General features: G+C 76.1%; 27 protein-coding genes, 1 pseudogene and 1 riboswitch. Of the genes and pseudogenes, 15 read left to right on the forward strand and 13 right to left on the reverse strand.

Annotated features, from left to right (window positions below; genetic code table 11):
* The first annotated feature begins 107 nt into the window (after positions 1 to 107).
* Positions 108 to 701 carry a hypothetical protein gene (locus FB00_RS20795; RefSeq protein WP_052877328.1) on the forward strand — a complete coding sequence of 198 codons (594 nt, stop codon included), beginning with the start codon at positions 108 to 110 and terminating at the stop codon, positions 699 to 701.
* Between the two features lie 36 nt (positions 702 to 737).
* Here FB00_RS20795 and FB00_RS22555 read toward each other — a convergent pair whose 3' ends face one another.
* Positions 738 to 1856, reverse strand: coding sequence for a 3-keto-disaccharide hydrolase (locus tag FB00_RS22555; protein WP_231581653.1), 1119 nt, complete (start codon positions 1854 to 1856; stop codon positions 738 to 740).
* 144 nt (positions 1857 to 2000) lie between these two features.
* Between FB00_RS22555 and FB00_RS00740 the strand changes: the two genes are divergently transcribed.
* On the forward strand, positions 2001 to 2657 hold the full coding sequence (locus FB00_RS00740; protein ID WP_047230923.1) for a GntR family transcriptional regulator: 657 nt from the start codon (positions 2001 to 2003) through the stop codon (positions 2655 to 2657).
* A gap of 38 nt (positions 2658 to 2695) precedes the next feature.
* On the opposite strand, the gene FB00_RS00745 is transcribed toward FB00_RS00740, so the two are convergent.
* Both FB00_RS00745 and FB00_RS00750 read right to left on the reverse strand, forming a co-directional pair.
* Positions 2696 to 3133, reverse strand: a complete 438-nt coding sequence (locus tag FB00_RS00745) for a hypothetical protein (RefSeq protein ID WP_047230924.1) — start codon at positions 3131 to 3133, stop codon at positions 2696 to 2698.
* A 201-nt stretch (positions 3134 to 3334) separates the two neighbouring features.
* A complete protein-coding gene (locus tag FB00_RS00750) occupies positions 3335 to 4609 on the reverse strand; it encodes a glycosyltransferase (protein WP_047230925.1) in 1275 nt (424 codons plus the stop codon).
* A gap of 90 nt (positions 4610 to 4699) precedes the next feature.
* Between FB00_RS00750 and FB00_RS00755 the strand changes: the two genes are divergently transcribed.
* The 6 genes from FB00_RS00755 (at position 4700) to FB00_RS00780 (ending at position 8415) form a co-directional block, all read left to right on the forward strand.
* On the forward strand, positions 4700 to 6010 hold the full coding sequence (locus tag FB00_RS00755; RefSeq protein WP_047230926.1) for a hypothetical protein: 1311 nt from the start codon (positions 4700 to 4702) through the stop codon (positions 6008 to 6010).
* A gap of 24 nt (positions 6011 to 6034) precedes the next feature.
* Positions 6035 to 6108: riboswitch (Fluoride riboswitch) on the forward strand.
* Between the two features lie 42 nt (positions 6109 to 6150).
* Positions 6151 to 6699: a universal stress protein gene (locus FB00_RS00760; protein ID WP_047230927.1), complete on the forward strand. Its 549-nt coding sequence runs from the start codon at positions 6151 to 6153 to the stop codon at positions 6697 to 6699.
* Entirely contained in the window at positions 6696 to 7133 is a 438-nt protein-coding gene (locus FB00_RS21850; RefSeq protein ID WP_052877329.1) for a FluC/FEX family fluoride channel, read from the forward strand. The genes FB00_RS00760 and FB00_RS21850 overlap by 4 nt, the downstream gene beginning before the upstream one ends.
* Positions 7130 to 7507, forward strand: a complete 378-nt coding sequence (locus FB00_RS21855; RefSeq protein WP_047230929.1) for a fluoride efflux transporter FluC — start codon at positions 7130 to 7132, stop codon at positions 7505 to 7507. Before FB00_RS21850 ends, FB00_RS21855 begins: the two co-directional genes overlap by 4 nt.
* 105 nt (positions 7508 to 7612) lie before the next feature.
* On the forward strand, positions 7613 to 8098 hold the full coding sequence (locus tag FB00_RS00775) for an SRPBCC domain-containing protein (protein WP_047230930.1): 486 nt from the start codon (positions 7613 to 7615) through the stop codon (positions 8096 to 8098).
* The gene (locus FB00_RS00780; protein ID WP_047230931.1) at positions 8095 to 8415 is read left to right on the forward strand and encodes an ArsR/SmtB family transcription factor; all 321 of its coding nucleotides are present in this window, start codon (positions 8095 to 8097) and stop codon (positions 8413 to 8415) included. Before FB00_RS00775 ends, FB00_RS00780 begins: the two co-directional genes overlap by 4 nt.
* A gap of 10 nt (positions 8416 to 8425) precedes the next feature.
* Here FB00_RS00780 and FB00_RS00785 read toward each other — a convergent pair whose 3' ends face one another.
* From FB00_RS00785 to FB00_RS20800, 3 genes are all read right to left on the reverse strand, one after another.
* Complete coding sequence (locus FB00_RS00785) at positions 8426 to 9031, reverse strand: flavodoxin family protein (protein WP_047230932.1); 606 nt, start codon at positions 9029 to 9031, stop codon at positions 8426 to 8428.
* A gap of 263 nt (positions 9032 to 9294) precedes the next feature.
* Positions 9295 to 9948 carry a response regulator gene (locus FB00_RS00790; protein WP_047230933.1) on the reverse strand — a complete coding sequence of 218 codons (654 nt, stop codon included), beginning with the start codon at positions 9946 to 9948 and terminating at the stop codon, positions 9295 to 9297.
* A complete protein-coding gene (locus FB00_RS20800; RefSeq protein ID WP_052877330.1) occupies positions 9945 to 11051 on the reverse strand; it encodes a sensor histidine kinase in 1107 nt (368 codons plus the stop codon). Before FB00_RS20800 ends, FB00_RS00790 begins: the two co-directional genes overlap by 4 nt.
* A 169-nt stretch (positions 11052 to 11220) precedes the next feature.
* On the opposite strand from FB00_RS20800, the gene FB00_RS22220 reads away from it, so the two are divergent.
* Positions 11221 to 13293 carry a Cys-Gln thioester bond-forming surface protein gene (locus tag FB00_RS22220; protein WP_052877331.1) on the forward strand — a complete coding sequence of 691 codons (2073 nt, stop codon included), beginning with the start codon at positions 11221 to 11223 and terminating at the stop codon, positions 13291 to 13293.
* Between the two features lie 146 nt (positions 13294 to 13439).
* Positions 13440 to 14093, forward strand: a complete 654-nt coding sequence (locus tag FB00_RS00805) for a CatA-like O-acetyltransferase (RefSeq protein WP_047230934.1) — start codon at positions 13440 to 13442, stop codon at positions 14091 to 14093.
* 38 nt (positions 14094 to 14131) lie between these two features.
* Here FB00_RS00805 and FB00_RS00810 read toward each other — a convergent pair whose 3' ends face one another.
* From FB00_RS00810 to FB00_RS00820, 3 genes are all read right to left on the reverse strand, one after another.
* Positions 14132 to 14791 (reverse strand): ANTAR domain-containing protein, encoded by a 660-nt coding sequence (locus tag FB00_RS00810; protein WP_052877332.1) that lies wholly within the window; start codon positions 14789 to 14791, stop codon positions 14132 to 14134.
* A gap of 105 nt (positions 14792 to 14896) precedes the next feature.
* Positions 14897 to 15913 carry a zinc-binding dehydrogenase gene (locus tag FB00_RS00815; protein ID WP_047230935.1) on the reverse strand — a complete coding sequence of 339 codons (1017 nt, stop codon included), beginning with the start codon at positions 15911 to 15913 and terminating at the stop codon, positions 14897 to 14899.
* Between the two features lie 94 nt (positions 15914 to 16007).
* Complete coding sequence (locus tag FB00_RS00820; protein ID WP_156186245.1) at positions 16008 to 16760, reverse strand: GAF and ANTAR domain-containing protein; 753 nt, start codon at positions 16758 to 16760, stop codon at positions 16008 to 16010.
* A 144-nt stretch (positions 16761 to 16904) separates the two neighbouring features.
* On the opposite strand from FB00_RS00820, the gene FB00_RS00825 reads away from it, so the two are divergent.
* Together FB00_RS00825 and FB00_RS00830 are read left to right on the forward strand one after the other, a co-directional pair.
* Entirely contained in the window at positions 16905 to 17534 is a 630-nt protein-coding gene (locus FB00_RS00825) for a PAS and ANTAR domain-containing protein (RefSeq protein WP_047230936.1), read from the forward strand.
* A 76-nt stretch (positions 17535 to 17610) separates the two neighbouring features.
* Positions 17611 to 18276 carry a flavin reductase family protein gene (locus FB00_RS00830; RefSeq protein WP_047230937.1) on the forward strand — a complete coding sequence of 222 codons (666 nt, stop codon included), beginning with the start codon at positions 17611 to 17613 and terminating at the stop codon, positions 18274 to 18276.
* On the opposite strand, the gene FB00_RS00835 is transcribed toward FB00_RS00830, so the two are convergent.
* Positions 18191 to 19285 carry a PLP-dependent aminotransferase family protein gene (locus tag FB00_RS00835; protein WP_197088705.1) on the reverse strand — a complete coding sequence of 365 codons (1095 nt, stop codon included), beginning with the start codon at positions 19283 to 19285 and terminating at the stop codon, positions 18191 to 18193. The genes FB00_RS00830 and FB00_RS00835 overlap by 86 nt on opposite strands.
* A gap of 241 nt (positions 19286 to 19526) precedes the next feature.
* Positions 19527 to 19778, reverse strand: a pseudogene (locus tag FB00_RS23165) (GntR family transcriptional regulator); the annotation flags it as partial.
* On the opposite strand from FB00_RS23165, the gene FB00_RS00840 reads away from it, so the two are divergent.
* Positions 19777 to 20304: a carboxymuconolactone decarboxylase family protein gene (locus tag FB00_RS00840; RefSeq protein ID WP_047230938.1), complete on the forward strand. Its 528-nt coding sequence runs from the start codon at positions 19777 to 19779 to the stop codon at positions 20302 to 20304. The pseudogene FB00_RS23165 and the gene FB00_RS00840 overlap by 2 nt on opposite strands.
* Positions 20305 to 20329: 25 nt before the next feature.
* Here FB00_RS00840 and FB00_RS00845 read toward each other — a convergent pair whose 3' ends face one another.
* The gene (locus tag FB00_RS00845; RefSeq protein ID WP_047230939.1) at positions 20330 to 21202 is read right to left on the reverse strand and encodes an alpha/beta fold hydrolase; all 873 of its coding nucleotides are present in this window, start codon (positions 21200 to 21202) and stop codon (positions 20330 to 20332) included.
* Between the two features lie 155 nt (positions 21203 to 21357).
* Here FB00_RS00845 and FB00_RS00850 point away from each other — a divergent pair, with 155 nt between their 5' ends.
* Positions 21358 to 23343, forward strand: a complete 1986-nt coding sequence (locus FB00_RS00850) for a BTAD domain-containing putative transcriptional regulator (protein ID WP_197088706.1) — start codon at positions 21358 to 21360, stop codon at positions 23341 to 23343.
* A gap of 30 nt (positions 23344 to 23373) precedes the next feature.
* On the opposite strand, the gene FB00_RS00855 is transcribed toward FB00_RS00850, so the two are convergent.
* Positions 23374 to 23946, reverse strand: coding sequence for a TetR/AcrR family transcriptional regulator (locus FB00_RS00855; RefSeq protein WP_047230940.1), 573 nt, complete (start codon positions 23944 to 23946; stop codon positions 23374 to 23376).
* Between the two features lie 76 nt (positions 23947 to 24022).
* Between FB00_RS00855 and FB00_RS00860 the strand changes: the two genes are divergently transcribed.
* Positions 24023 to 24601 (forward strand): dihydrofolate reductase family protein, encoded by a 579-nt coding sequence (locus tag FB00_RS00860; protein ID WP_047231224.1) that lies wholly within the window; start codon positions 24023 to 24025, stop codon positions 24599 to 24601.
* Positions 24602 to 24626: the final 25 nt, after the last annotated feature.

Genomic DNA, 24626 nt, shown 5'->3' on the forward strand with positions numbered 1-24626 from the left:
GCGACAGCTCGCCGTCCCGGGGCGTGGCCCCGCGCGGGGGCCCGAGGCGCTAGCCTTCGGACCACGCCGCCGTCGGGACGGCGCCACCCGCGACGAAGGAACACGCCGTGAGCCAGCCTCCGTACCAGCAGCACCCGGGCGGCGACGCCCAGCAGCCCCCGCAGGCCCCCGGGCCGTACGGGCAGGGCCAGCCCGCCTACGGGCAGCCGTCCGCGCCCGGGCCCTACGGCGCGCAGGCGCCGTACGGCCAGGGCCAGCCCGCCTACGGCCAGCCCGCGCAGCCCGAGCAGCACCAGCCGGCCTACGGGCAGATGGCGCCGCAGGCTCCTCCCGCGGCGCCGTACCCGCCGCAGGGCCAGCAGCCCTACGGGGCGCCGTACCCGCCGCAGGGCCAGCAGCCGTACGGCGCGCCCTACGGTCAGCCGGGCTACGGCGGTCAGCCGGGCTACGGCGCGTACGCACCCGTCGGCCCGCAGCCGATGACGTGGCGCACGATCCTCGCGTACGTGTTCAGCCCGATCGCGGTGTTCTTCCTGCCGATCGTCTTCGGCGTGCTCGCGATCGTCTTCTCCGCGATCGCGGTCCGCCGGAACGAGAAGACGGCGAAGATCGCGCTGGGGATCGCGATCGCGTGCACGGCCCTCGGGTTCATCCTGGGTGCGATCAGCGGCGTCCGGACCTTCCAGGAGCTCGCCGGCTGACCGCCACGCCGGGGCGGGCGCCCCCGCCCGGGCCGGTCAGCCGCAGTCGATCCCGGCGTACGGCGTCTCGACGACGGTCGGGCCGTCGTCGGTCGCGACCGTCAGCGTGGCCGTGCCCGGCTCGACCGACGAGGCCCGCGTGCTGAACGACTGGTACGCGTTGCGGCCCGGCTGGACGTCGGCGAACGAACGCTCGCCCGCGGCGGTGCCGAGCGTGACGTCCACGGCGTCCTCGCCGACGTTCAGCGCGCGCACGGCGAGGTGCGCCGTCCCCGCCAGGCACCGCGCGTCCACCTCGACGTGGACGGGCGGGAGCTCCCGGATCCGGACGTCGCGGTACGACACGACGTCGGGCGCGGACCCGTGCGCCTGGAGACCGACGTACCCGACGAGGCCGCGGCTGCTCGAGTCCGGGTCGAGCGGGCGGTCGGGGAACGGGACGCCGGGCAGGTTCTCGTACTCGTTGATGACGACCCCGTCCCGGATCACCGTGTAGTGCTGCCCGACGACGCGCACCTCCAGCTCGTTCCACGTGCCCTTGGCGGTGGGGCGCGCGCGGTCGAGGCCGATGTCGGCGAACCCGTAGACCGACCCGGTCTTGCGGGGGTCGTTCGACCCGCCCTCGGGGGAGTCGTTGACCTGGATCTCGTGCCCGCAGTTGACCGCGATCCACGAGAGGTTGCCCGTCTCGTTGCCGTTGAACGTCGTCGGGCACCCCTCGACGGGGCCGGACAGGTCGGGGAACCGGACCTGCACGCCGCTGTTGGCGCGCGCGTCCCCGGGCGCGTCGTCGCGGAACTGCACGACGAGCGAGAAGTCGCCGTACTGCCGGACCGGGTACCAGAGGGTGCCGAACCCGCCGCCCGCGCCCGCCCGGGAGCGGATCGTGCCGTCGTCGAGCAGGTCGAACCCGCCGTCGCCCGCGTACTCCCAGGCGTCGAACGACTCGGCGGTGCCGTCGAAGATCACGTCGTACCCGTCGTCGGGCGCGGCGGTCAGGGCCGTCGGTGCCTCGGCGGCCGTGGTCCCCGGTGCCGCGGGCACGACCGCCGCGGCCGGCGCCGCGAGGGCGACCCCGACGGCGAGCGCGGCCGCCCCTGCGAGGCGAGCGCGGTGCGCCCGGCGGAGGACGGGGGGACGGGTGGTGCTCGACATCGGAACTCCCTCGTTCGACGCGTGTCCCTCCACCCTCGCACGGATGCCGGGCGCTCTCCACGGCACGGGGAGCGAGCGCGCACCCGGGGGCGCCCACCCTCCGCACCCGCGTGCGCGCGTCGGGCGCGGTGGGAGAATCGACCGGTGTCCGGAGCCGAGGAGCGAGTGCTGGAGTCCGCCCGGGTCGCAGCGACGCTGCGCGACGAGATCCTCGACGGGGTGCGACGCCCGGGTTCCCGGCTGGTCGAGCGGGACCTCGCGGCCGACTTCGGCGTGAGCCGGATCCCCGTGCGCGACGCGCTCAAGGCGCTCGAGGGGGAGGGGCTCGTCGTGCTGCGGCCCCACACGTGGGCCGTGGTGCGGGAGTTCTCCGACGCCGACCTCGCCGACCTCGACGAGGTCCGCGAGGTGCTGGAGCCGCTCGCGTTCCGCCTCGCGGCCCAGCGGCACGGCCCGGAGGGGCTGGACCGGCTGCGGAGCGCGCTCGCGAGCGAGCAGGAAGGGGCGCGCACCGCCGACAGCGTCGGGTCGCGCCGGTCCGCGGCCGATTTCCACGAGATCGTGACCGACCTCGCCGACAACCAGCTCCTGCGCGACATGATGCAGGGCATCCGCAGCCGCGTGCGCTGGGCGCTGTCGCAGCACGACGACCTCGCGCACGTGACCGAGGAGCACGCGGAGCTGTTCGAGGCGGTCGCGTCGCGGGACGGCGAGCGTGCCGCCGCCCTGGCGGAGGCGCACGTCGACAGCAGCCGGCGCCAGCGCGCGGCGCACGTCGCGGCGCTGCGCTCGGGGGGCTGACCCGGCCTCGTCGGGACCGCGGGCTCGCCCGGGCCGGCTCAGACGGGGCCGGCGGTCCCGTCGTGCGACGTGGCCGGCCGGGCAGGGATCTCGGTCGCCTTCTGCCACGACCCGACCAGCCTCCCGTCGCTCGTCTCGAGCCGGAACGGCGCGAGCGGGAGGTTGCCGGCACGGCGGCGCGCGCGGAGCACGTCGATCGCGTCCTCGTCGCTGTCCGCGCCGAACGGCTCCCCGCGGCGTGCGCCGGTGGCGGTGACCACCCGGTAGCTGGTCATGCTGTCGTCGTCGTGGTGGACGTCGTCGGCGAGCGCGGCGACCTCCTTGGCGACCTCGAGGTTCGGCAGCGCGACCCAGGTGCGCCCCGGCCCGTCGAGCGTCCAGCCGTCGGTGTCGTCGCGCCGGATCACGTACTCGCGCGACGCGCTGCGGGCGCGCCAGGTCGCGTCGTCTTCGGCAGTCCAGGTGAGTGTGTTCATGAGCGCTGGTGCGGGTCGGACGGCGGTCCGGTCTCTCGTCGGTCGAGCGGTAGTTCCCCCTGTCCGCCGTCCGGTGACCCACCCGCAGCGTACGCTGCCCGCCCCGCGGGCGTGTCCACCCTGAGGAGGAGATCACCCGTCGGGCGCATCACACGGCACCGCCGTGCGACAGCTCTGTCGCCGCGCTTTCCTCACGTCCGGCTACCCCAGGCGTTCCTCCAGGAGGTCCGCGGCGGCGCGTGCGCCACCCAGCGACCGCAGCTCGCTCCCGAGGCGGGCGGCCGCGGCACGGTAGGCCGGGTCGGTGGCGACCTCGCGGTAGGCGTTCCGGACCGCCTCGGGCCGCGGGGTCCCGGTGCGCAGGTTCACGCCGGCGCCGTGCCAACCGACGCGCGCCGCGACCTCCGGTTTGTCGAGGTCCCCGCCCGCGACCACGAGCGGGATGTCGTGCCGCAGCGCCTGGAGGACGCCGCCGTACCCGCCGTTCGTGATCATCACCGAGGTCCGGGGCAGGAGCTCGGGGTAGGGGACCATGGGTGCGACGCGGGCGTTCGCGGGCAGCGGACCGGGCAGTGGCTCGGTCCGGTGGCCCAGCCCGACGACGACGAGCACGTCCTGGTCGGCGAGCGCCTCGAGCGTGGGCAGGATCAGGTCGCGCGGGTCGACGTTCGCGGTGCCCTGCGTGACGTGGACGACGGGCGCGCCGGCGCGGACGACGTCGTCCCACCACGGCGGGAGCGAGCCTGGCGCGGGCGTCGTCCCGTCGTCGGTGAGGTCACCGACGAAGCGGATGTGCGGTGGCAGGTCGTCGCGCGGGTAGTCGAGGCCCGGCGAACCGGCCGCGACGACGAGGAACGGCGAGTACCACATCGTCGCGAAGGTCGCGGTGTCCGGCGCGAGCCCGACCGACCGCCGCGTGCGCTGGTAGCGCCGGGTCAGCGCGGCGGTGCCCGCCCCGGCGACGGCGCCGAGCACCGCGTCGCGCGCCCTGCCGACGACGCCGACGCCAGGGGCGAGCCCGAGGCCCGTCGGCGGGATGCCCTTGCCGGGCAGCCAGACCGCGATCGGCGAGACCGTCGCCCACGGCGACCGGAGCCGTTCGGCCGCGAGCCGGGTCCCGAGCGCCATGGGGTCGCCCGCGAGCAGGTCCCAGGGTTCGTCGTCGTGCAGCGCGAGGAGGTCCTCGGCCTGCGCGGGCGCGGTCCCGAGGAAGAGGTCCTCGAGGTTGAGGAGCACCTGGCGGAACCCCTTGCGGTCCTGCAGGCGGGGGAAGGTGGCGGCCAGGTCGCGCTCGTCGAAGTCGGGAGCCGCGACCCAGGGGACGCCGCGCGCGCCGACGTCGTCGAACATCGCGTCGTACGACCTGCCGGTGTACACGCGGACGCCGTGGCCGCGGCGGACGAGCTCGGCAGCGACCGCCCGGACCGGCCGCGCGTGCCCGGCGAAGGGCATCGCCGTCAACAGGATCGAGGCCATGGGGCAAGCATGACCCCTCGTCGGTGTCTCGGCCCGCGAGCGGTGACCCGCTACCCTGCACGAGCCGCCCGCGACGAGAGGACCCGCCCGATGTCCCACCCCACCGACCCGTACGAGCCGGTCGACGACCACACCGTCATGCGGCCGCCGCGACGGTACGGGGAGGACGGCGGGGCGGGCCCGGGCGGGTCGGGTGCCCCGGCGCCGGGCTACGCGAGCCCGCACGCGCAGGCGCCGTACGACACCGACCCGTACGGCACGGGAGGTCGTCGGGGCCCCGGCCGGCCCGGCGACCCGCACGCCACGCTCCCGCCCGCGGACACCGGGGCGACCTGGCCGCCCGCGGGGACGGCGCCCGGGTACGCGCCGCCGCCCCCGCCGCCCGGCGCCCCCGCGGGCCCCCACGCGCACGGCGCCCCGTACGGTACGCCGACGGCTCCGTACGCCACCCCGTCCGGCCCCGCCTACGGCGCACCGGACGACGCGACGGTCGTGCCGGGGCCGCCTGGTCCGCCGTCGGACCCCTACGGCTTCTCCCCGTACGCGACGCCCCCCGGCCACGGCTCGCGCAAGTGGCTCGTGCCCGTCCTCGCGGGCGTGGGCGCGTTCGTCGTCGTCGCGGGCGGCCTCGGCGTGTGGCTCGCGGTGCGCGACGACGCCCCGCCCGCCCCGGAGCCGACGACAGCCGAGCAGGCGCCCGCGACGGACGCGCCGGTGGAGCCGGAGGCGACCGAGGAGCCCGAGCCGACCGAGGAGCCCGTCGACACCGACGTCACGGACGACGAGCCGTGGCTCGAGCAGCAGTACCGCGCGGGCGCGGAGATGGACCCGGAGTCGGGCCCCGCGCTCGCGCCGATGTCGTGGGACTACTTCTCCGACAACGACTACCTGGTCAACGAGGACCGCATCGCGCTCGTGGCGCGGCGGGACTTCGCGTGCGACGACCTGCCCGCGATCCCGGCGATCGAGGCGCTCGCGGGCTCGTGCCAGGCCGGGTTCGAGGCCCGCGTCGTGTCCGACGACGGCCCGACCCTCGCGCTCGACCTGGTCCTGGTGGACGTCGGGTCGGAGGAGGAGGCCGAGCGCGCGGCCGCCGCCTTCAGCGACGCGCCGGAGGGCGACCCCCTCGCGGACACCACGGGGCCCGCGCACCCGACCCTCGCCGCCGCGGTGCCGCAGCCGGGGTTCCAGGGCACGTACGCGCTGCTCGACGACGGGGACTCGCCGGGGGTCATGCTCAACACCGGGACCGTCGTCATGCTGTACCGGCTCGGCATCGACGACGGGCTGGAGCGCGACCAGATCCTGCCCGTCGCGCAGGCCGTCGGCTTCGTCATCACGGACCACGAGCTCGCGAAGTCGTTCGGCGAGAAGAAGTGGCTGGACACGAAGGCGGGCTGAGCGCGGGTCTGCCGGGCTGGGTACGCTGAGGGCGGTGATGGATCCCGCCAGGGCTAGCCGCCCGAACCGCCGCCAGGGCTGATGGTTCCTGTCTCGTCGCACGTCGGCGGGCAGGGTGCTGCCCGCGGGAAGAGGTCCGCATGAGAGCCAGACCCGTGCCCCAGCCCGCGCTCGACCGCATGGTCCCGTTCGCCGGGCACCCCGTGGTCGTGGGCGTCGTGCCGGGCGGCGACCCGCTCGTCGTCCGGACGGCCGCGGCCTGGGCGGGTGCCGTCGGGTCCCGCGTGGTCGCCGCGTTCGCCGACACCTCCCGCCACGTCGTGGAGGAGCGCCCCGACGGCTCGGTGACGCACGCGCCGCTCGACCCGGACTCCGCCGACGACTCCTGGCAGGACGTCGAGGCGCGGCTGCGGACCGAGGTCGCGGAGGCGCTGCGGGGCACGGGCGTGGCATGGGACCTGCACTATCTCGCGGGCCGTCCCGACCGCGCGCTGACGCACCTCGCGCGGGCGGTCGACGCCGCGGTGATCGTCGTCGGGACGCGCGCGCCCGGGTCGACGGCGCACCTGCGCGAGCTCGTCGAGGGGTCCGTCGCCGCGCACCTCGCCCACCATCAGCACCGGCCGGTGCTCACGGTCCCGCTCGCGGTCGTGGACTGGAAGGAGCTCCGCACGCCGTGGGAGAGGTGAGACGACGGACGCCGCTCCTCGCGCTCGCGGGGCTCGTCGCGCTGGGGGGAGCGGTCGGCACGACGGCGCGCGCGCTCCTCGAGCAGGCGTTCGCCCCCGTGCCCGGGTCGTGGCCGTGGACGACGTTCTGGATCAACCTCGCCGGGTCGTTCGTGCTCGGCGCGCTGCTCGAGACGCTGCTCCGCTCGGGTCCCGACGCCGGATGGCGGCGGGGCGTGCGGCTCGGCTGCGGGACGGGCGTCCTCGGCGGGTTCACGACGTACTCGACGTTCGCCGTCGAGGTCGAGCGGCTGGCGAGCGGGGGCCACGCCGCCCTCGGCGCGGCGTACGCGCTGGGGAGCGTCGTGCTCGGCGTCGCGGCCGCGGTGGCCGGCATCGCGCTCGCCGCCGCGGTCCGACGGCGCCTGGTCGCCCGGGGCGGTGGGGCGCGGTGACGGGCGTCCCCGAGCTGGCGCTCGTCGCCCTCGCCGGTGGGCTCGGCGCGGCGTCGCGGTTCCTGCTGGACACGCTCGTGGCCCGGCACAACCGGTGGTCGACGCCGCTCGGCACGGTCGCCGTGAACGTCACCGCGTGCTTCCTCCTGGGGCTGCTCACGGGCTGGGGAGCGACGCACCCGGGGTACGGCGACGCCGCGGCGGTGCTCGGGGTCGGCTTCCTGGGCGGCTACTCGACGTTCTCGACGGCGTCGGTCGAGGGCGCGCGCCTGCTCCTCGTGGGCCGCGGCGCCGTCGCGCTGGCGCACGCGCTCGGGATGCTCGTCGTGTGCCTCGCGGCCGCGGCGGCGGGGATCGCGGCCGGGAGTGCATGAGCGAGCGCGCTCTCGACACGACGCAACCGAGGGGTTGCGCTGACGGGATCCATGTGCAACTCTGAAGTTGCAGACAGACGTTCTTCGCAGCGGAGAGGAAGCACCATGACCACCACCAACGAGCCGGCCGTCGTCGACCGCGAGGCGTACACCGTGTCCCGGACCGTGACCATCGACGCCCCGGCGGCACGCGTCTGGGCGGCGCTCACCCAGGAGGACCTCATCAGCGGCTGGTTCGGCCAGCGGACCGAGCTCCCGGACCTGCGCGTCGGCGGCGAGGGCGTGTTCAGCTGGCCGGACGCGCCCGACGTCCAGGTGCGCATCGAGGAGTACGACCCCACGACGGCGTTCGCCTTCCGGTGGGGGACCCCGGTGGGGCAGGTCATGGACGAGACCAGCTCGACCGTCGCGCGCTTCACGCTCGAGCCCCAGGGGCCGACGACCGTCCTGCGCGTCGTCGAGACCGGGTTCGACCTCGTCGCCGACCCCGACGGACTGCTCGAGAGCCACCAGCAGGGGTGGACGAGCGAGCTCGACGAGCTCGTCGATCTCCTCGAGGGGGCGCTCGCGGCCGAGGGCGGTCGCGCGTGACCGCACCCGCGACGGAGCTCGCCCCCGTGTTCTCCGCGCTCGCGGACGACACGCGATGGCGGATCCTCCAGGAGCTCGGCAGCGCGGACCTCTCGGCGTCCGCGCTCGCCGAGCGCCTGCCGGTGAGCCGCCAGGCCATCGCGAAGCACCTGGGGGTGCTCGCGGAGGTGGGGCTCGTGGAGTCCGTCCGCGTGGGCCGCGAGGTCCGCTACCGCGCCGTCGGCGCCCGGCTGGGCGAGACCGCGCGCGCCCTCGAGGCCATCGGCGCGGCCTGGGACCGCCGGCTCGCGGCGATCAAGCGCATCGCGGAGTCGTAGCGGTCGTCGGTCAGGAGCCGGGGGCCGGGACCGGGTGCGCCTCGAGCGCCGTCGCGACGGCGTGCAGTTTGTGCGCCATGAGGCGGCCCGTCTCCCGGGCCCACTCGTGGCCGTGCCCCGTCTGCACGTAGTCGGGGCCCGGTCCGGGGCCCTGGTTCCAGTAGGTCCAGGCCTGGCCGGGGATCGTGTACCCGATGTCGGCCAGGGCGCCGCTGACCTCCGAGATGACGTGGTGCGCGCCGTCCTCGTTGCCCGTGACCACCACGCCCGCCACCCGGTTGTAGGCGACGGGGACACCGTCGGGGCCTTCCTCGGAGATCATCGCGTCCATGCGCTCGAGCATGCGCTGCGCGAGCGACGCCGGGCGCCCGAGCCACGTCGGCGTGAGCACCACGAGGATCTGCGCGTCCAGCAGCCGCTCGTGCACGCTCGGCCACCCGTCTCCCTCGCCGACGTCGGTGACGACGCCCGGTGGGACGTCGAGGTCGACGAGCTGGACGTGCTCGACCTCGACGCCGCGGTCCTGGAGCGCGTCGGCGACCACGCGCCCGAGCGCCTCGGTGTTGGACGGTTCCGGGGACTTCTTGAGCGTGCAGCTCACGAACAGCGCCTTCATGGGGTCCCCCCGTGTCGCCGGACGGGGCGACGGTGTGCACGTGCCTCCGCCCGGGCGCCGACGGCGGGTGGCTTCACCGTCCCGTCCAGCGTCACGGTGCAGCCCGCCGTCGTCCCGAGCGCGAGCACGACCACGAGCACGTGCCCCAGCACGGACCCGGATCGGGCGGTGCGCGCGCGACGTCCCACGTCAGCGATGGTCCCGCCCGGGGGAGGCCGCTCGCGCACGGACGACCCCTCGAGGCGGGTCGTCGCGACGCGCGGTCACCGTGCGCCGAGGCCCGCCTCGTGCGCGAGGATCGCGGTCTGCGTGCGGTTCACGGTGCCCAGCTTCGTCATGGCGTGCGCCAGGTAGGCCTTGACCGTCGACTCCGCGAGGTACAGCCGTCGCGCGATCTCGGCGTTGGAGAGCCCGTCCGCGAGCGCCCCCACCACCTCCCGCTCCTGCGGCGCGAGCGCGTCGAGCCGCTGACGCGCGGCGGCGCGCCGGGCGGGCACGTCGTCGCCCGCGGCGGCGAGCAGGTGCCGCGCGACGGCGGGGGAGAGGATCGCGTCCCCGGCGACGGCCGCGCGGATGCCGTGGTGCAGCTCTTCCGGCGTGGAGTCCTTGAGCAGGTAGCCGACGGCGCCGGCTCGCAGGGCGGGCAGCACGTACTCGTCGCTGAGGAAGCTCGTCAGCACGACGACCGCGGTCTCGGGGTGCTCGCGCCGGACCGCCACGAGCGCGTCCAGCCCGTCCATGACGGGCATCTGCATGTCGAGCAGGAGGGCGTCCGGGGCGAGCTCGCGGACGAGCTCGACCGCGCGGGCTCCGTCGCCGCCCTCACCGACGACCTCGAGGTCCGGCGCCGTCCCGATGAGCCGGACCACGCCGGCGCGCAGCAGCGCCTCGTCGTCCACGACCACCACGCGGATCATGGCGTCCTCCTCGGGAGCGTCGCCCGCAGCCGGTAGCCGCCCGGCGGCGTGGGTCCGGACTCCAGGGTGCCGCCCAGGAGCTCGACCCGCTCGCGCAGCCCGGTGAGCCCGAAGCCGCCGGTCGTGAGGCCGGTCGCTGGGCGGGTGGGCGGGCCGTTGTCGACCGTGACGCGGACGCCGCCCTCGACCGGTGCCACCTCCACGGTGGTGTCGGCGCCCGGGGAGTGCCGGACGGCGTTCGTCAGGCCCTCCCCGACGACGCGGGCCACCGTCCGGTCCACGAGGTCCGGCGGGTTCGACGGCGGCGCGGAGACGTGGACCCGGACGGGCTGGCCGGCGGTGCGTGCCTCGGTGGCCAGCGCCTCGATCGCGGCCGGACCGGGGGCGGCGGTCTCGTTCGTCGCCCCGTTCGCGCCCCGCGCGGGCTCGGGGGCGTCCGCCGCGAGCGCCGTGAGGACCTGCCGCATCTCGGCGAGCGCCGCGCGGCCGCTCGTGCCGATCTCGTCCGCGACACGACGGACGTCGGTGTCCTCGGTCGTGGTCGCGAGCACCTCCGCCTCGACGACGGCGTAGCTCACGCGGTGGGAGACGACGTCGTGCAGCTCGCGGGCGAGCCGGGCACGCTCGCCCGCCCGTGCCGCCTCCTCGGCGCTCGCCGCGGCCCGGCGGTCCGCCTCGGCGCGGGAGCGCTCGGCTCGTCCCGCGACGTACGCGAACAGGGTCATGAGCGTCGCGACCCAGAGGGTCGTCGGTCCCGACGGCTCGGCCGTCGCACGCCATGCCGGCCACGTCGCGGCGACGACGCCGAGCACCGCGGCCCCGCTGGTGCGGGCGGACCGGACCTCGGTCCCCACGGCGTAGAGCGCCGCGAGGGTCGCGACGGCCGGGGAGACGAACGACAGCACGACGCACGCGCCCAGGACGGCGAGGGGGTACCGCCGCCGCACGAGGAGCAGGGCCGACGCCGCGAGCTGGGCGGCGACCTCCGTCCCCACCGACGCCCATCCCAGACCGGACGACGCGCGCAGCACGACGAGGAGCGCCCCGGCGGCCCCGCTGGACACCGCGACGAGGACGTCGGCCCGCGAGACCTGGACCCCCACGCCGCTCAGGCTAGCCACGGGAGGGCGACCGGGCCCGCTGAGCGGGTCGCGAGGAGTCGACTTTCGGAGGTAGTGGTCGCCTCCGTTCGGGCGTGCCGGAGAGGTGCCCCCGGGGCGGAACGTGGAGTCATCGGGAAACACCCGCCACGACAGCCAGAGGAGCTCCACCATGAAGGTTCTTCGCACCGCCACGACGACCGCCGTCTCCGCCGCCCTCGTGCTGGGGGCTCCGCTGGCCGCGTTCGCGAACGACGGCGAGGCCCCGGCCCCCGAGGCGACCGCCCCGGAGGCGACCGCCCCGGAGGCCGCCGCCGACGCCCCCGCCGAGGAGGCCGCCCCGGAGCCGGCCCCCGCGCCCGAGGCGCCCGCCACGGTGACGACGGACGCGGCCCCCGCGCCGGTCGACCCCGTCGTGGCGCCCGCCGCGGAGGCACCGGCCGCGGAGGCACCGGCCGCCGAGACCGTGCCGGAGCCTGCCGCGGCCGGTGCGGAGCCCGCCGTCGAGGCCGACGAGCCCGCCGCGGAGAGCGCCGACGAGACCGCGACCGACGAGACCGCGACCGACGACGTCGTGGAGGGGCTGCCCGAGGACGTCACGGTCGACCCGGCCGTGACGGACGGCGTGGCCGAGGACGTCAGCACGGAGGCCGAGGCGTCGACCGACGCTCCCGCGGGCACGGACGTCGCGACCACCGTCGCCACGGCGGCCACCGCGGGCCTGCTGGGCGCGACGCAGGCCGCCTACCCCGACGCCGAGTACGAGCCGCACTGGCACGACGGCTACAACGAGGGCTTCTGGTGCGACTACTGGTACTTCCAGGAGCCGACCGAGGGCGGTTCCGGCCGTGACTGGTCCGGATGGGGGATGCCGCAGCTGCACGTCCTGCACCACCACCTGGTGGATGACGACGGCACGACCCACATGGTGTACGACCGTGACATCGCGAACTCGTGGTGGCACGCGTGGAGCGGCGAGGTCGCCAAGGCCGACCCGGACGGGATGCACTGGGAGAACACCTCGGCCCAGCAGACGATCCTCGTGAACGGGTTCAAGGGCGGCACCGACATGGGGATGCGGGCCGTCGACGCTCGGGACCTCCTCGCCCGCGCGGGAGTGTCCTCGCAGCGGTCGGACATCGACGACACGACCGCGGAGTACACCGCCTACGAGGCGACGCAGTTCGCCGTCTGGTACTTCTCCACCGGGCACGACGTGATGGGTCTGTTCTTCGACGTCGACGCGTCCAACCACGTGACGCTGAGCGACTTCGCCCGGCAGCAGCTGGGCGGCGAGTGGGCCTGGGGGCAGAGCGACCGCACCGCGACCATGGAGACGGCGGCCTGGCTCATCGAGAAGGCTCTGACCGAGAACGTCGTCATGCCGCAGCCCGGGTTCGTGTCGAACGGGTTCGTCCGCGGCACCGACGGGTCCGTCGACTACGGCTTCACCGCCACGCTCGTCGGGGGCACGGGTGACGTGCACGTCGAGCTGCGCACGGCGGACGGCTCCGCGCTGCCGGCCGGCGTCGTCCTCGTCGACGCGCAGGGACGCGTCGTCAGCACCGTGACCCCGGGGCAGAAGGTGTTCGTCCGGGTCCCTGCGGGGACGGACGTGGCAGCCCTCCCGCCCTTCCAGGTCTGGGGCTCGGCGGAGGGCACGGCGAAGGGCAGCCCGCACTTCTACACCGGTACGGACTACACGAGCGGCGCGCAGCACTGGCTCGTCGGCCTGGGTGAGCTGGACCGTCCGTCGACGGCCTGGGACTGGATCGGTGTGACGCTGGCCGACGAGCCGGAGGCCCCGACGGACCCGACGGACCCGACGGACCCGACCGACCCGACCGACCCGACCGACCCGACCGACCCGACCGACCCGACGGACCCGACCGACCAGACGGACCCGACGGACCCGACGGACCCGGCCGACCCGACGGACCCCACCGACCCGGCCGACCCCGCGGACCCCGCGGACCCGGGCCAGCCCGTCGAGCCGACGGCGCCGATCTACGCCGACGCAGCCGGCAACGTCGTGACGACCGCGGCCTCGTCGTCCGACCCGGCGAACCTCGGTCTGACGGACGCGCAGCCGGTCGCCGAGGTCGAGCGGGCCGCCGCGCAGCGTGACGCGCTCGCGACGACGGGCGCGGACGCGAGCATCCTCGCCGCGGGGGCGTTCATCGTCCTCGCCGGCACGGGTCTCGTCCTCGCCTCGCGTCGCCGTCGGTCCACCGACGCGCGCTGACGACGACGCACGGCCCCTCGGCCCGCCCGGTCCCGCACCCACGGTGCGGGGCCGGGCGTCGTCGTGCACGGGGAGGCGCGGCCTCGGTGGGCCGGCCGAGCCGAAAAGCCCGTGCCGGAGGCGCGTCGTGCTGACAGGCTCGCGGGGTGGAACACCCCGTGCCGATCGACCTCGAGACCTGGCCGCGCCGCGAGCACTTCGAGCACTTCCTCCACGCGTCGCCGTGCACGTACGCGATGACCGTCGAGCTGGACGTGACGGCGCTCGCGGCCGCGCTGGCCGCGTCGTCCCGCAAGACCTACGTCGCACAGGTCTGGGCGCTCGCGACGGTGCTGAACCGGCACGAGGAGTTCCGACTGCGCCTCGACGACGCGGGCGCCCCGGCGGTCTGGCCGGTGGTGCACCCCGCGTTCACCGTGCTCAACCCGGGGCGCGAGACGTTCTCGGCCGTGTGGACGCCGTACGACGCGGACTTCGACGCGTTCCACGCGGCGGCGTCGGCGCTGCTCGCCGAGCACCGGACCGCCACGACGTTCTTCCCGCAGGGCGCGCCGCCGCCGAACGCCTTCGACGTGTCGAGCCTGCCCTGGGCGTCGTTCACGGGCTTCACGCTCGCGATCCGTGACGGCTGGCGGCACCTCGCGCCCATCGTCACGCTCGGGCGGTACGTCGAGCGGGACGGGAGGACGTTCCTCCCGCTCGCGGTCCAGGTGCACCACGCCGCGGCGGACGGGTTCCACGTGGCGCGCCTCGTGAACGAGCTCCAGGAGCTCGTCGACGACCCGGCCTGGCTCGACTGACGCGGCCATGCCCTCCCCGCGGCGGGCGTGCGGGCCGCTCAGGCGGCCTGGTCCGCGCCCCCGAGCACTCGGTCGAGCGCCGGGCGCGGGTCCGCGCCCGCCGGGAGGTCCTGGGCGACCGCGACGATCGCCGCCGCGAGGTCGCGCACCTTGACGTTGGCGAGGCTCGACGAGCGCCGCAACGCCGCGAAGGCCGCGTCCGGGGTCATGCGGTACGCGAGCGCCACGACGCCCTTCGCCTGCTCGATCGCTGCGTGGGACTGCGCCCACAGGCCGATCTGCTCGTTCGCCTGGGCGCGCGCGCCCACGCCGACGACGCTCGTCACGTCGAGCACGACGCCCCGGGCGACGGGGACGCCCGTCGGGTCGCTCCACGCGACGTCCACGAGCACGACGACGGCGCGCTCGCTCCCGCGGGCGTCCTGGATGACCTGGACCTGGACGGGCGCCTCGCCGGACGCGGCGAGCGCGATCGCGGCGAGCGTCCTCTCGCGGTCCTTGCCCGTCGCGCGGTGGTGCCACAGGAGGAGCTCGGTCGTCGGCACGACCTCACCCGGGGCGTAGCCGAACAGCTCGACGAGCGCGTCCGACCACCACCAGGTGTCCGTGCCGGGGTAATAGCGGAACTCGCCGGCGGCGACCGCGCCGGGCGAGGCCACCCATGTCGAGAGGACGGCGTTGCCGGCCGATCCGTTCACCTCTTGCTCCTTGTGGACGACGGTGCGAGGGTGAGGCCGCTGCATGACCCCGTCGCACCGCCGCACATGGTCCCGCAGGACTGCTCCTGGCGACGAATCCCGTGCTCAGGGGCGCAGCAGAGCCTTGATCGCGCGGCGCTCGTCCATCGCGGCGTACCCCTCGGCGGCGTCGTCGAGCGACAGCTCGAGGTCGAACACGCGCGCGGGGTCGATGCGACGCTCGAGGACGAGGTCCATCAGCTCGGGCAGGTACTGGCGGACCGGAGCCGGGCCGCCCGACCAGTGCACGTGGCGGTAGAACATGTCGACGACGGGGAGCTCCACCCCGTGCGGCAGCCCGACGACGCCGACGTGCCCGCCGGGACGCACCGACCCGAGCGCCTGGGCCACGGACTCCGGCGTGCCGACGGCCTCGACCACGCCGTGCGCGCCGAGCCCGTCGGTGAGGTCCAGGACGCGCGCGACGCCCTCGTCGCCGCGCTCCGCGACGACCTCGGTCGCGCCGAACGCCCGGGCGAGCTCCTGGCGGGGCGCGTGCCGGCTCATGGCGACGACCTGCTCGGCCCCGAGCTGCGCGGCGGCGAGGACCGCGAGCAGGCCGACGGCGCCGTCGCCCACCACCACGACCGTCCGGCCCGGTCCCGCCTCGGCCGCGCGGGCGCCGAACCAGCCGGTACCCAGGACGTCGGACGCGGTGAGCAGCCCGGGCAGGAGGTCGTCGTCGGGGCGCTCGGGCGTCGCGACGAGCGTCCCGTCCGCGAGCGGGACGCGCAGCAGCTCGGCCTGGGCGCCGCGCACGGGCTCGCGGTGGACGCACGACGTCTGGTAGCCGGCGCGGCAGATCGGGCACGTGTTGTCGGAGGCGAAGAACGACCCGACGACGAGCTGCCCCGGGCGTACGGTCCGGACGTCGTCGCCCACCTCCTCGACGGTGCCGACGTACTCGTGGCCCATGGCGACGGGGTGCTCGATCCGGTTGACGCCGCGGTACGTCCACAGGTCCGACCCGCACACGCACGCCGCCTCGACGCGCACGATCGCATCGGTGGGCGCGAGCAGGCGCGGGTCGTCGCGCTGCTCGACGCGGACGTCGTACGGGGCGTGGATGACGGTCGCGCGCACGGTGGCTCCCTCGACGGGCGGACGGGACGCCGTCGAGCCTACGGCCGTCCGCGTGCCCCGGCCTGCCCGGAGAGGCACGCCCGGTGCGTGGGAGTCAGGCTTCCTCGGTCCGCCGTGACTGGACGGCGTTGCTCGCGTCGTAGGTGAAGCTCAGCCGTCGCCCGACGACCTCCGCGGCGACGTCCTCGAGCGTCGTCGACCGGGCGAAGGCGTGCGCCCGGAGCACGGCGAGCGCGTCGTGGGGTGCCACGCGGAGCTGGGCCGTGACCATGCCCGTCGCCTGGTGCACCTCGGCGCGTGTCGACCAGTCGAGCGAGTCCAGGTCGGCCAGCAGCGCGAGCCCGACGACGTCCGCCAGGAGCTGCACGTCGTCCGGCTCGCGCGCGAGCCGGGCCGAGGCGGTGAGGAGGCTGAGCACCCCCACCACCTGGCCGCCCGCGTGCATGGGGACGGCGTGGTAGGTCGCGGGGCCGCTGATCGTCGCGGCGACGCCGGCGAACACGGGGAACGCGCTCACGTCGTGGTTCCCGTCGACCTCGGTGACCACGACGCGGTCCTCGGCCAGCGCGAGCTGGGCCGGCCCCTCGCCGAGCGTCTCCTCGAGGTCCTCGATGCGGGCGGCGACGCCGTCGGACGTGGCGACCGTGAGTCGGTCGTCCGCCGTCGCGGCGACGGTGAGCGCGACGCTCTCGGCGCCGAGCACCGTGGCGCACGCCTGACACATGCGTGCGGGCGTCGACAGGGCGTCGTCGACGTCCGCGAGCGCGCGGGCCAGGAGTGTCAGCAGCTCCGACGCGCCCACGTCCGCCTCCGTCCGGTCCTCGTGCACCGCGGTCCAGTTTTTCACCACCTCGTGCGCTCGCTCGGCGACGCGACCTGCGTCGTCACATGGGCGCAGGCGTCGGGTTGCAGAACCCCGCCGCCGGACTAGAGTCCGGGAGTCGAGTCTGGACCTGGCTCACGACCCGCAGAACGACGACGGAGACGACCCATGTCCGTGGAGGACCACGCAACCCTGCACCCGCTGTCCCTCGGCGACGACACGACGCTGGGGCAGTACCGGGTCGACCTGGCGACCGACACCTGGTGGTGGTCGGCCGAGACGTACCGCCTGCACGGCTTCGAGCCGGGCGACGTCGTGCCGACGACGTCGCTCGTGCTGGCCCACAAGCACCCCGACGACCGGGACCGCGTCCGGGACGTGCTGGAGCGCGCGCGTCGCGACGGCGCGCCCTTCTCGAGCCTGCACCGCATCATGGACGCGCGCGGCCGCGAGCGCGTCCTCGTCCTCGTGGGCCAGGGCCGGCGCGACCGAGCCACGGGGCAGGTCGTCGAGCTGCTCGGGTACTTCGTCGACGTGACGCGACCCGTCCGGACGCAGGCCGGACTACAGGCGCAGCGCGACATCGCCGCCGCGGCCGACAGCCGGCGGCCGATCGAGCAGGCGAAGGGCGTCGTGGCCGCCGCGTTCGGGGTCGCCCCCGAGCAGGCGTTCGCGGTCCTCAAGCGCGTGTCGAACGACCGCAACGTCCGCCTGCGCGACCTCGCCCGGCAGGTCGTCGAGGAGGGTACGCGGCCCGACGCCGACCGCGTCGACCGGGTCGCCGCGCTGCTGTCGTAGCCGTCGTCGTCGGCGCCGCGGACGCGACGTCCGACGCCCGCCAGACGCCCCGCCCGCGCGCGACGAGGCTGGGTCCATGACCACCACCTCGACCCGTCCCGCCCCCTCGCACGTCGTGATCGACCCGGGGATCCTGTACTTCGGCACCCCCGTCGCGCTGCTCAGCACGGTCGCCGGGGACGGACGCGTGAACCTCGCCCCGATGTCGTCGGTGTTCTGGCTCGGCCGGACGGCGGTGCTCGGCCTGGGCGCGCGGTCGCAGACGGCGCTCAACCTCCTCGCGACGCGCGAGGTCGTGGTGAACCTGCCCTCCACGGCCGAGGTCGACGCCGTCGACCGCCTCGCCCTGACGACCGGGCGCGACCCGGTCCCGGACCGCAAGGCGTCCGTGGGCTACCGCTACGAGCCGGACAAGTTCGCCCGCGCCGGGCTGACGCCCGTCGCGTCGGACACGGTCGCGCCGCCGCGCGCCGCGCAGTGCCCCGTCGCGGTCGAGGCGCGGCTGGTGCACGCTCATCCGCTCGGTCGCGACGACGCCGCGCGCGCGGGGTCGCTCGTCGCGTTCGAGGTCCGCGTGACCCGGGTGCACGTCCACGAGAGCATCCGCATGCCGGGGACCGCGCACCGCGTCGACCCCGACCGGTGGCGCCCGCTCCTCATGAGCTTCCAGCGCTTCTACGGCCTCGGCCCGGAGGTGCACCCGTCGCGCCTCGCGACGATCGACGAGGACTGGTACCGCTGAGCGGGTCGATCTCGCGGAGGAGGGTGGCGAACGCCTGCTCGACTTGGTGGTCGCGCGGGGCGCCGTAGCCCACGACGACGGCAGGGGCACGGGACGGGGGCGGGCTCCCGGTCGTCGGGGCGCCCGCCCCCGGGAGCCCCGGCGCGACCGCGTAGGCGCCGAGCGCGAGCAGCTCCGCGCCGCGGCGTGCGGCGCGGTCGACCACCGCGTCCTCGTCCGTGCCGGGCGGGAGCTCGAGCACCGCCTGGAGCCCGGCGGGCAGGCCGAGCAGGCGGCCGCCGGGCAGGTGCTCGGCGACGAGCGTCGCGAGCCGCTCGCGGCGGGCGCGGTAGCGGGCGCGCGCCCGGCGGACCGCACGGTCGTACTCGTGGTCGGCGAGGAACCGGGCGAGCGTGAGCTGGCCGATCGCGTCCGGCGACCCGCCGAGCACGCGGCGCTGGGCGACGACGTCGTCCAGGAGCCCCGCCGGGACCGCGCCCCACGCGAGCCCGACGCCGGGCGCCAGCGCCTTGCTCGCCGTCCCCGCGTACACGACGTGGTCGGGGTCGAGCGCCTGCAGCGCCCCGACCGCGCGGCGGTCGTACCGGAGCTCGCCGTCGTAGTCGTCCTCGACGACCGTCGCACCCGTCCGCGCGGCCCACGCGACGAGCGCGCCGCGGCGCGCGGGGGACAGGGGCACGCCCGTGGGGAACTGGTGGGCCGGGGTGAGCAGGACGACGTCCACCGGGCGCTCGCGGCCGAGCGCGTCGAGCAGCGAGACGTCCGCGCCGCCGTCGTCCACGGGGAGCGCGACGACCTCGAGACCGGCCGCGGCGAGCACCGCGCGGTGGGCCGCGTGCCCGTACTGCTCGACGGCGGCGCGCCGGGCGCCGCGCGCGACGAGCGCCCGGGCGACGAGGGAGAGCAGGTCGGCGAACCCGTGCGTGACGACGACCCGGTCGGGGTCGGTCCGGACCCCCCCGGGCGCGGCCGAGGTAGGCGGCGAGCGCGACCCGCAGCGGCTCCGCACCCCGTGGGTCGCCGTAGCCGAGCGCGGCGTCCGGCGCGTCCGCGAGCGCGCGTCTCGCGGCGGCGAGCCACGGGCCGCGGGGGAAGGACGACGGGTCGGGCACGCCGGCCCGCAGGTCGAGCGGCAGGCGTGGCCGACCGGGGGAGGGCGGGGCGGGCGTCGGGCCGACGACGCGGCGCCCGACCCACGTCCCGGCGCCGACGCGGGACTCCAGCCAGCCCTCCGCGGCGAGCTGGGCGTACGCGTCGGCGACCGTGCCGCGCGCGACGCCGAGGTCCGCGGCGAGCGCGCGCGCCGACGGCAGGCGCGTGCCGGCGACGAGGCGGCCGTCGAGCACCGCCGTGCGCAGGGCGTCCTGGAGCGACCGCGCGGGACGCGTCGGCGAGAGCGCGAGGTGGAGGTCGAGGGCACCGGCGAGCGACGGATTGGCCCGTGTTTCTCCCACGACATTGCACTGTAGCCCTGGGCCTCTGCTCCGTAGCGTCGGAGGCATGACGACCACGACCACTGCCACGACCAGCGAGACCGCCGTCCCAGCCGACACCCCCGTCCCCGTCCCCGCCCGGTTCGACGTCGAGGCGCTCACGCCCGACTTCTACGCCGCCGTCGCCGCGGTCGACAAGGCGGCCGCCACCGAGGCGGAGCGCGCCGGGATCTCGCCGGTCCTCGCCGATCTCGTGCGGCTGCGCGCCTCGCAGCTCAACGGCTGCGCCTACTGCGTCGACCTGCACTCCCGCACCGCGCGCCGTGCGGGCGCGGACGAGCAGCTCCTCCAGGCGGTCGCGGTGTGGCGCGAGTCGGGCTTCTTCACGGCGCGCGAGCGCGCGGCGCTCGAGCTCACCGAGTCGGTCACGCGGCTCTCGGAGACGCACGTGCCCGACGACGTCGCGCGGGTCGCGCTCGACGCGCTCGGGGAGCAGGGGACCGCCGCGGTGCTCGCGCTGCTCGTGTCGATCAACGCGTGGAACGCGCTCGCCGTGACCGCCCGCACGTGGGCCCCGGAGCGGAAGACCCGCTGACTCCTGGCGCCGCGCGGCCGGCCGGTCAGCGCCGGCCGAGCGCCCGCACGACGGCCGCGACGTCGGCGGGGGCCTCCTCGGCCATGAAGTGCCCGGCGGTCGTCGTGAGGTGCTCGAGGTCGGTTGCCCAGCGGCGCCAGACGCCCGCGGCGTCGTACCCGAGCCGTGCGCCCCAGTCCTGCTGCACCACGGTGACGGGCATGGTGAGCCGGTCGCCGGCGTCGAGCGACGCCTGGTCGTGCTCGACGTCGACGGTCGCCGTCGCGCGGTAGTCCGCGACGATCGAGTCGACGGCGGCCCGGCTCGCCGCGAGGTAGTGCGCACGGACGTCGTCGGGGATCGAGGCGGGGTCCTGGGTCCACGCGTCGAGGAAGGACCCGAAGAACGCGTCGGCGCTGTGCCGGATCATCGTCTCCGGCAGGCCCGGAGGCTGCGCCATGAGGTAGAGGTGGAACGCGACCGCGGCGTCCACGCCGTGCAGCACGCCCCACGTGTCGAGCGTGGGCACCACGTCGAGGATGCCGAGGTGGCTCACGCGGTCCGGGTGGTCGAGCGCGGCGCGGAACGCGACGAGCGCGCCCCGGTCGTGGCCGACGAGGACGAACCGGTCGACGTCCAGCGCGTCGGCGAGCGCGACGACGTCGGCGCCCATCGTGCGCTTGGCGTAGACGTCGGGCGTGGTCGCGACGGGCTTGGCGCTGTCGCCGTAGCCGCGCAGGTCGGGCACGACGACGCGGTGGTCGCGCGCGAGGTCGGCGGCGACGTGCCGCCACATGTGGCGGGTCTGGGGGAAGCCGTGCAGCAGGACGACGGGCGTGCCCTCGCCCGCGGTCTCGGCGCGCAGGGTGACTCCCGGGGCGACCTCGACGGTGCGGGTCTCGAAGCCGGGGATGTGCATGGGTGGGTCCTCTCTCGGGGTGGTGCGGGCCGCCGCAGGTCGTGCCCGGGCGGCTCGTGACCATCCTCGGAGCGTCGGATCAGCATCCGATCAGTGCCGCGTGCCGCCCGGCCGCGCGCCCGCGCCGCGGCATCGGGTGCGGCGAGAATGGCGGGGTGGTGGAGCTGCGCGTCGAGGTGCTCGGGCCCGTCCGGCTGCTGCGCGACGGCGCGGAGGTCGACCCGGGCGGGCCTCGTCAGCGCGAGCTCCTGGCGCGGCTGGCCGCCGCACGCGGTCGCCCGGTCTCGTTCGAGCGGCTCGCGGCGGACCTGTGGGACGACGACGCGGAGCACGACCCCCGCGCCCGGCGCGGTGCCCTCGCGACGTTCGTCGGCGACCTGCGCCGCCGCCTCGAACCCGAGCGGGCACCGCGCACGCGGCCGCGCGTGCTCGTCACCGAGCACGGCGGCTACGCGTTGCGGCTCCCGGACGGCGCGCTTGACGCGGCGCGGCTGGAGTCGGCCGTCGCCCCGGTGGGTGGACCGACGACGCACGGTCCGGACGCCCCCGCGCCCGGCGCCACGCCGGGGATCGGGGCCGGGGACGCGCCGTCGGGCACGCGTGCTCTGCGCGACGCGGTCGCGGCGTGGCGCGGCGAGCCGTACGCCGACCTGCCGGACAGGGAGTGGGTACGGTCCGAACGGCGGCACCTCGCCGAGGCGCACGCGCGGGCGGTCGAGCTCCTCGCGGAGGCGCTGCTCGCGGACGGCCGCCCGGGGGAGGCGGTCGCCACGCTCGACCCGCACGCCGCCGCGCACCCGTGGCGCGAGCGCGCGTGGGCGCTGCTCGCGCTCGCGCTGTACCGGGAGGGTCGCCAGGCGGACGCGCTCGACGTCGTGCGCCGCGCGCGCCGTCGGCTTGCCGACGAGCTCGGCCTCGACCCAGGACCGGAGCTCGCGCGACTCGAGCGCGACGTGCTCGACCAGGCTCCGTCGCTCGACGGCCCGACGCCGGGGCCCCGCCTCGCGGTGACGGCCCCGACCTCGCGCACGCAGCTGCGGTCCACGGTCGACGTCGCGCGCACGCTCGCGATCGCCGGGGGAGACCACCTCGCGACCGCGCAGCAGCAGCGGGTCGCCGCGGCGCTCGCCGCCGAGGCGACGGGCGACCCGGTGCTCACCGCCCGCACGGTCACGGCGTACGACGTCCCCGCCGTCTGGACGCGGAGCGACGACCCCGAGGCTGCCGGCGCGCTCGTCGGCGTCGCGCGACGCACGCTGCGCCGCCTGGGCCCCGACGCGGCGCCGGTCCTGCGGGCGCGGCTGCTCGCCGTCGTCGGGATCGAGCACCGGGGGACGCGCGACGCGTGGGCGTGGGCGGCGGCGGAGGACGCCGTGGGGATCGCGCGCGACGTCGGCGACCCCGGCACGCTCGCGCTGGCGCTCAACGCCCGGTTCCTCCAGTCGTTCCAGCGGCCGGGGGCGGGCGCCGAGCGGGACCGGACCGGCGCGGAGCTCGTCGCGCTGGCGGAGGCTCACGACCTGCCGACGTTCGCGATCCTCGGGCACCTCGTCCGGCTGCAGGCTGCCGCCGGGGCCGGGCGGTTCGGCGACGCCGACGACCGTGCCGCCGCGGCCGAGGGCGTGGCCGCGGAGTACGAGTCGCCCGTGGTCCCCATGCTCACGGCCTGGTACCGGGCGATGCGCGACGCCGAGACCGCGCCGCCCGATGCCGCGGCACGCGCGTACCGGGCCTCCGACGACCTGCTGGCCGGGGTGCGCATGCCCGGGGTGCGGGACGGACTGCTCCCGCTCGCGCTGCTCACGGTCCGTCTGCGCCACGGCCGCCCGCTCGCCGGGCTCGGCGACCCAGGGCCGTACACGCCGTGGGTCGAGCCGCTGCTCGCGCTCGACGCCGGCGACCGTCGCGGCGCCGCCGACCTGGCGCGCGCGGTCCCGGAACCCCCGGCGGACCACCTGTGCGATCTGCGGTGGGCGCTCGTGGCCGAGACCGCCGTTCGGCTCGGGGACGCGGGCCTGGCGCGGCGTGCCCGTCACGCGCTCGCGCGCGTGCCGGACGAGCTCGCCGGGGCGGGCTCGGGGCTCGTGTCCGCGGGCCCGGTCCGGGCGTGGCTCGACCGCCTCGACGGTCGCCGCGCGTAGGGCTGTCATCGCCGCCGGGGGTTCGCCCGATCAACGCTCCGGGAGCAGCCCTGCCACGAGTGCGTCGATGACGTCGTCGGCCGCGACGCCGGGGTCGATCGGGGTCGTGAGCAGGTCGAGGAGCAGCCCGTCGATCGCGTAGTGGAACAGGGCGATCTCGCGGGGCCCTCCAGGCAGGCCGGCCGACCGGTTGAACTCGACGTCGGCCTCGAACCCCGCGCGCAGCCACGGCCCGAGCAGGGCGGCGAGCTCGGGACGGCGGCCGGACTCGAGCCGCAGCTCGAACAGGGCCCGCGTGACGTCGGCGTCCGCCGACAGCCGGCGCACGATGTCGCGGAGGTAGTCCGCGAAGAGCGCGCGGTCCGGCTTCTGGGCGGCGCGTCGCTCCAGGTCGTCCGGTGTGGGCGCGAGGCGTGCGCCGATGCGCTCGAAGAGCCCCGCGACGAGGGCGTCCCGGCTCCGGAAGTAGTTCGACGTCGTGCCCGTCGGGACGCCCGCCTCCTCGTCGACCGCGCGATGCGTCAGGCCGCGCGACCCCTCGCGTGCGAGCACGGCGATGCCCGCGTCCGCCAGGGCGCTCCGCCGGGTGGAGTTCTTCGCCATGCGCTGACGGTATCGCAACCACTGCACCTGTTGTAGTCTCATACCGACCACTTCACCTGTAGTAGTTGGAGAGATGATGCGAGAACTGACCTACTACGTCGCCGTCAGCCTCGACGGGTACATCGCGGGTCCGGACGGCGAGTTCGACGCGTTCCTCGCCGAGGGCGACCACATGCAGCCGATCTGGGCGCGGTACGGCGGCACCGCGCCGACGGACCTGGCCGCCGCCGCGGGGCTCCCGATCGTCGACAGCCCCTTCGACACGGTCCTCATGGGGTGGAACACCTATGCCGTCGGGCTCCCCGACCACCACCTCACGAACCCCTACCGCCACCTGCGGCAGGTGGTCTTCACCCGGTCGCACGAGGCGCCGAGCGGGAGCGAGGGGGTCGAGTTCACGGGCTCCGACCCGGTCGAGACGGTGCGGGCGCTGAAGCGCGAGGACGGCAAGGGCATCTGGCTGTGCGGCGGAGGCGCGCTGGCCGCGGTGCTCGTCGACGAGATCGACCGGCTCGCGCTCAAGGTCAACCCGGTGATGCTCGGAGCCGGGATCCCGCTGTTCGGCGAGCGGACCTACGCACCCCTGTCCTGGCGGTCGACGAGCACGCAGACGTTCCGCTCCGGCGTGACGTTCGCGGAGTACGAGCGGGCGTGAGGCCCGGCGTGGTGCGGGCGTGAGG

It is taken from the genome of Cellulosimicrobium funkei, assembly GCF_001019615.1.
Taxonomy (GTDB): domain Bacteria; phylum Actinomycetota; class Actinomycetes; order Actinomycetales; family Cellulomonadaceae; genus Cellulosimicrobium; species Cellulosimicrobium cellulans_E.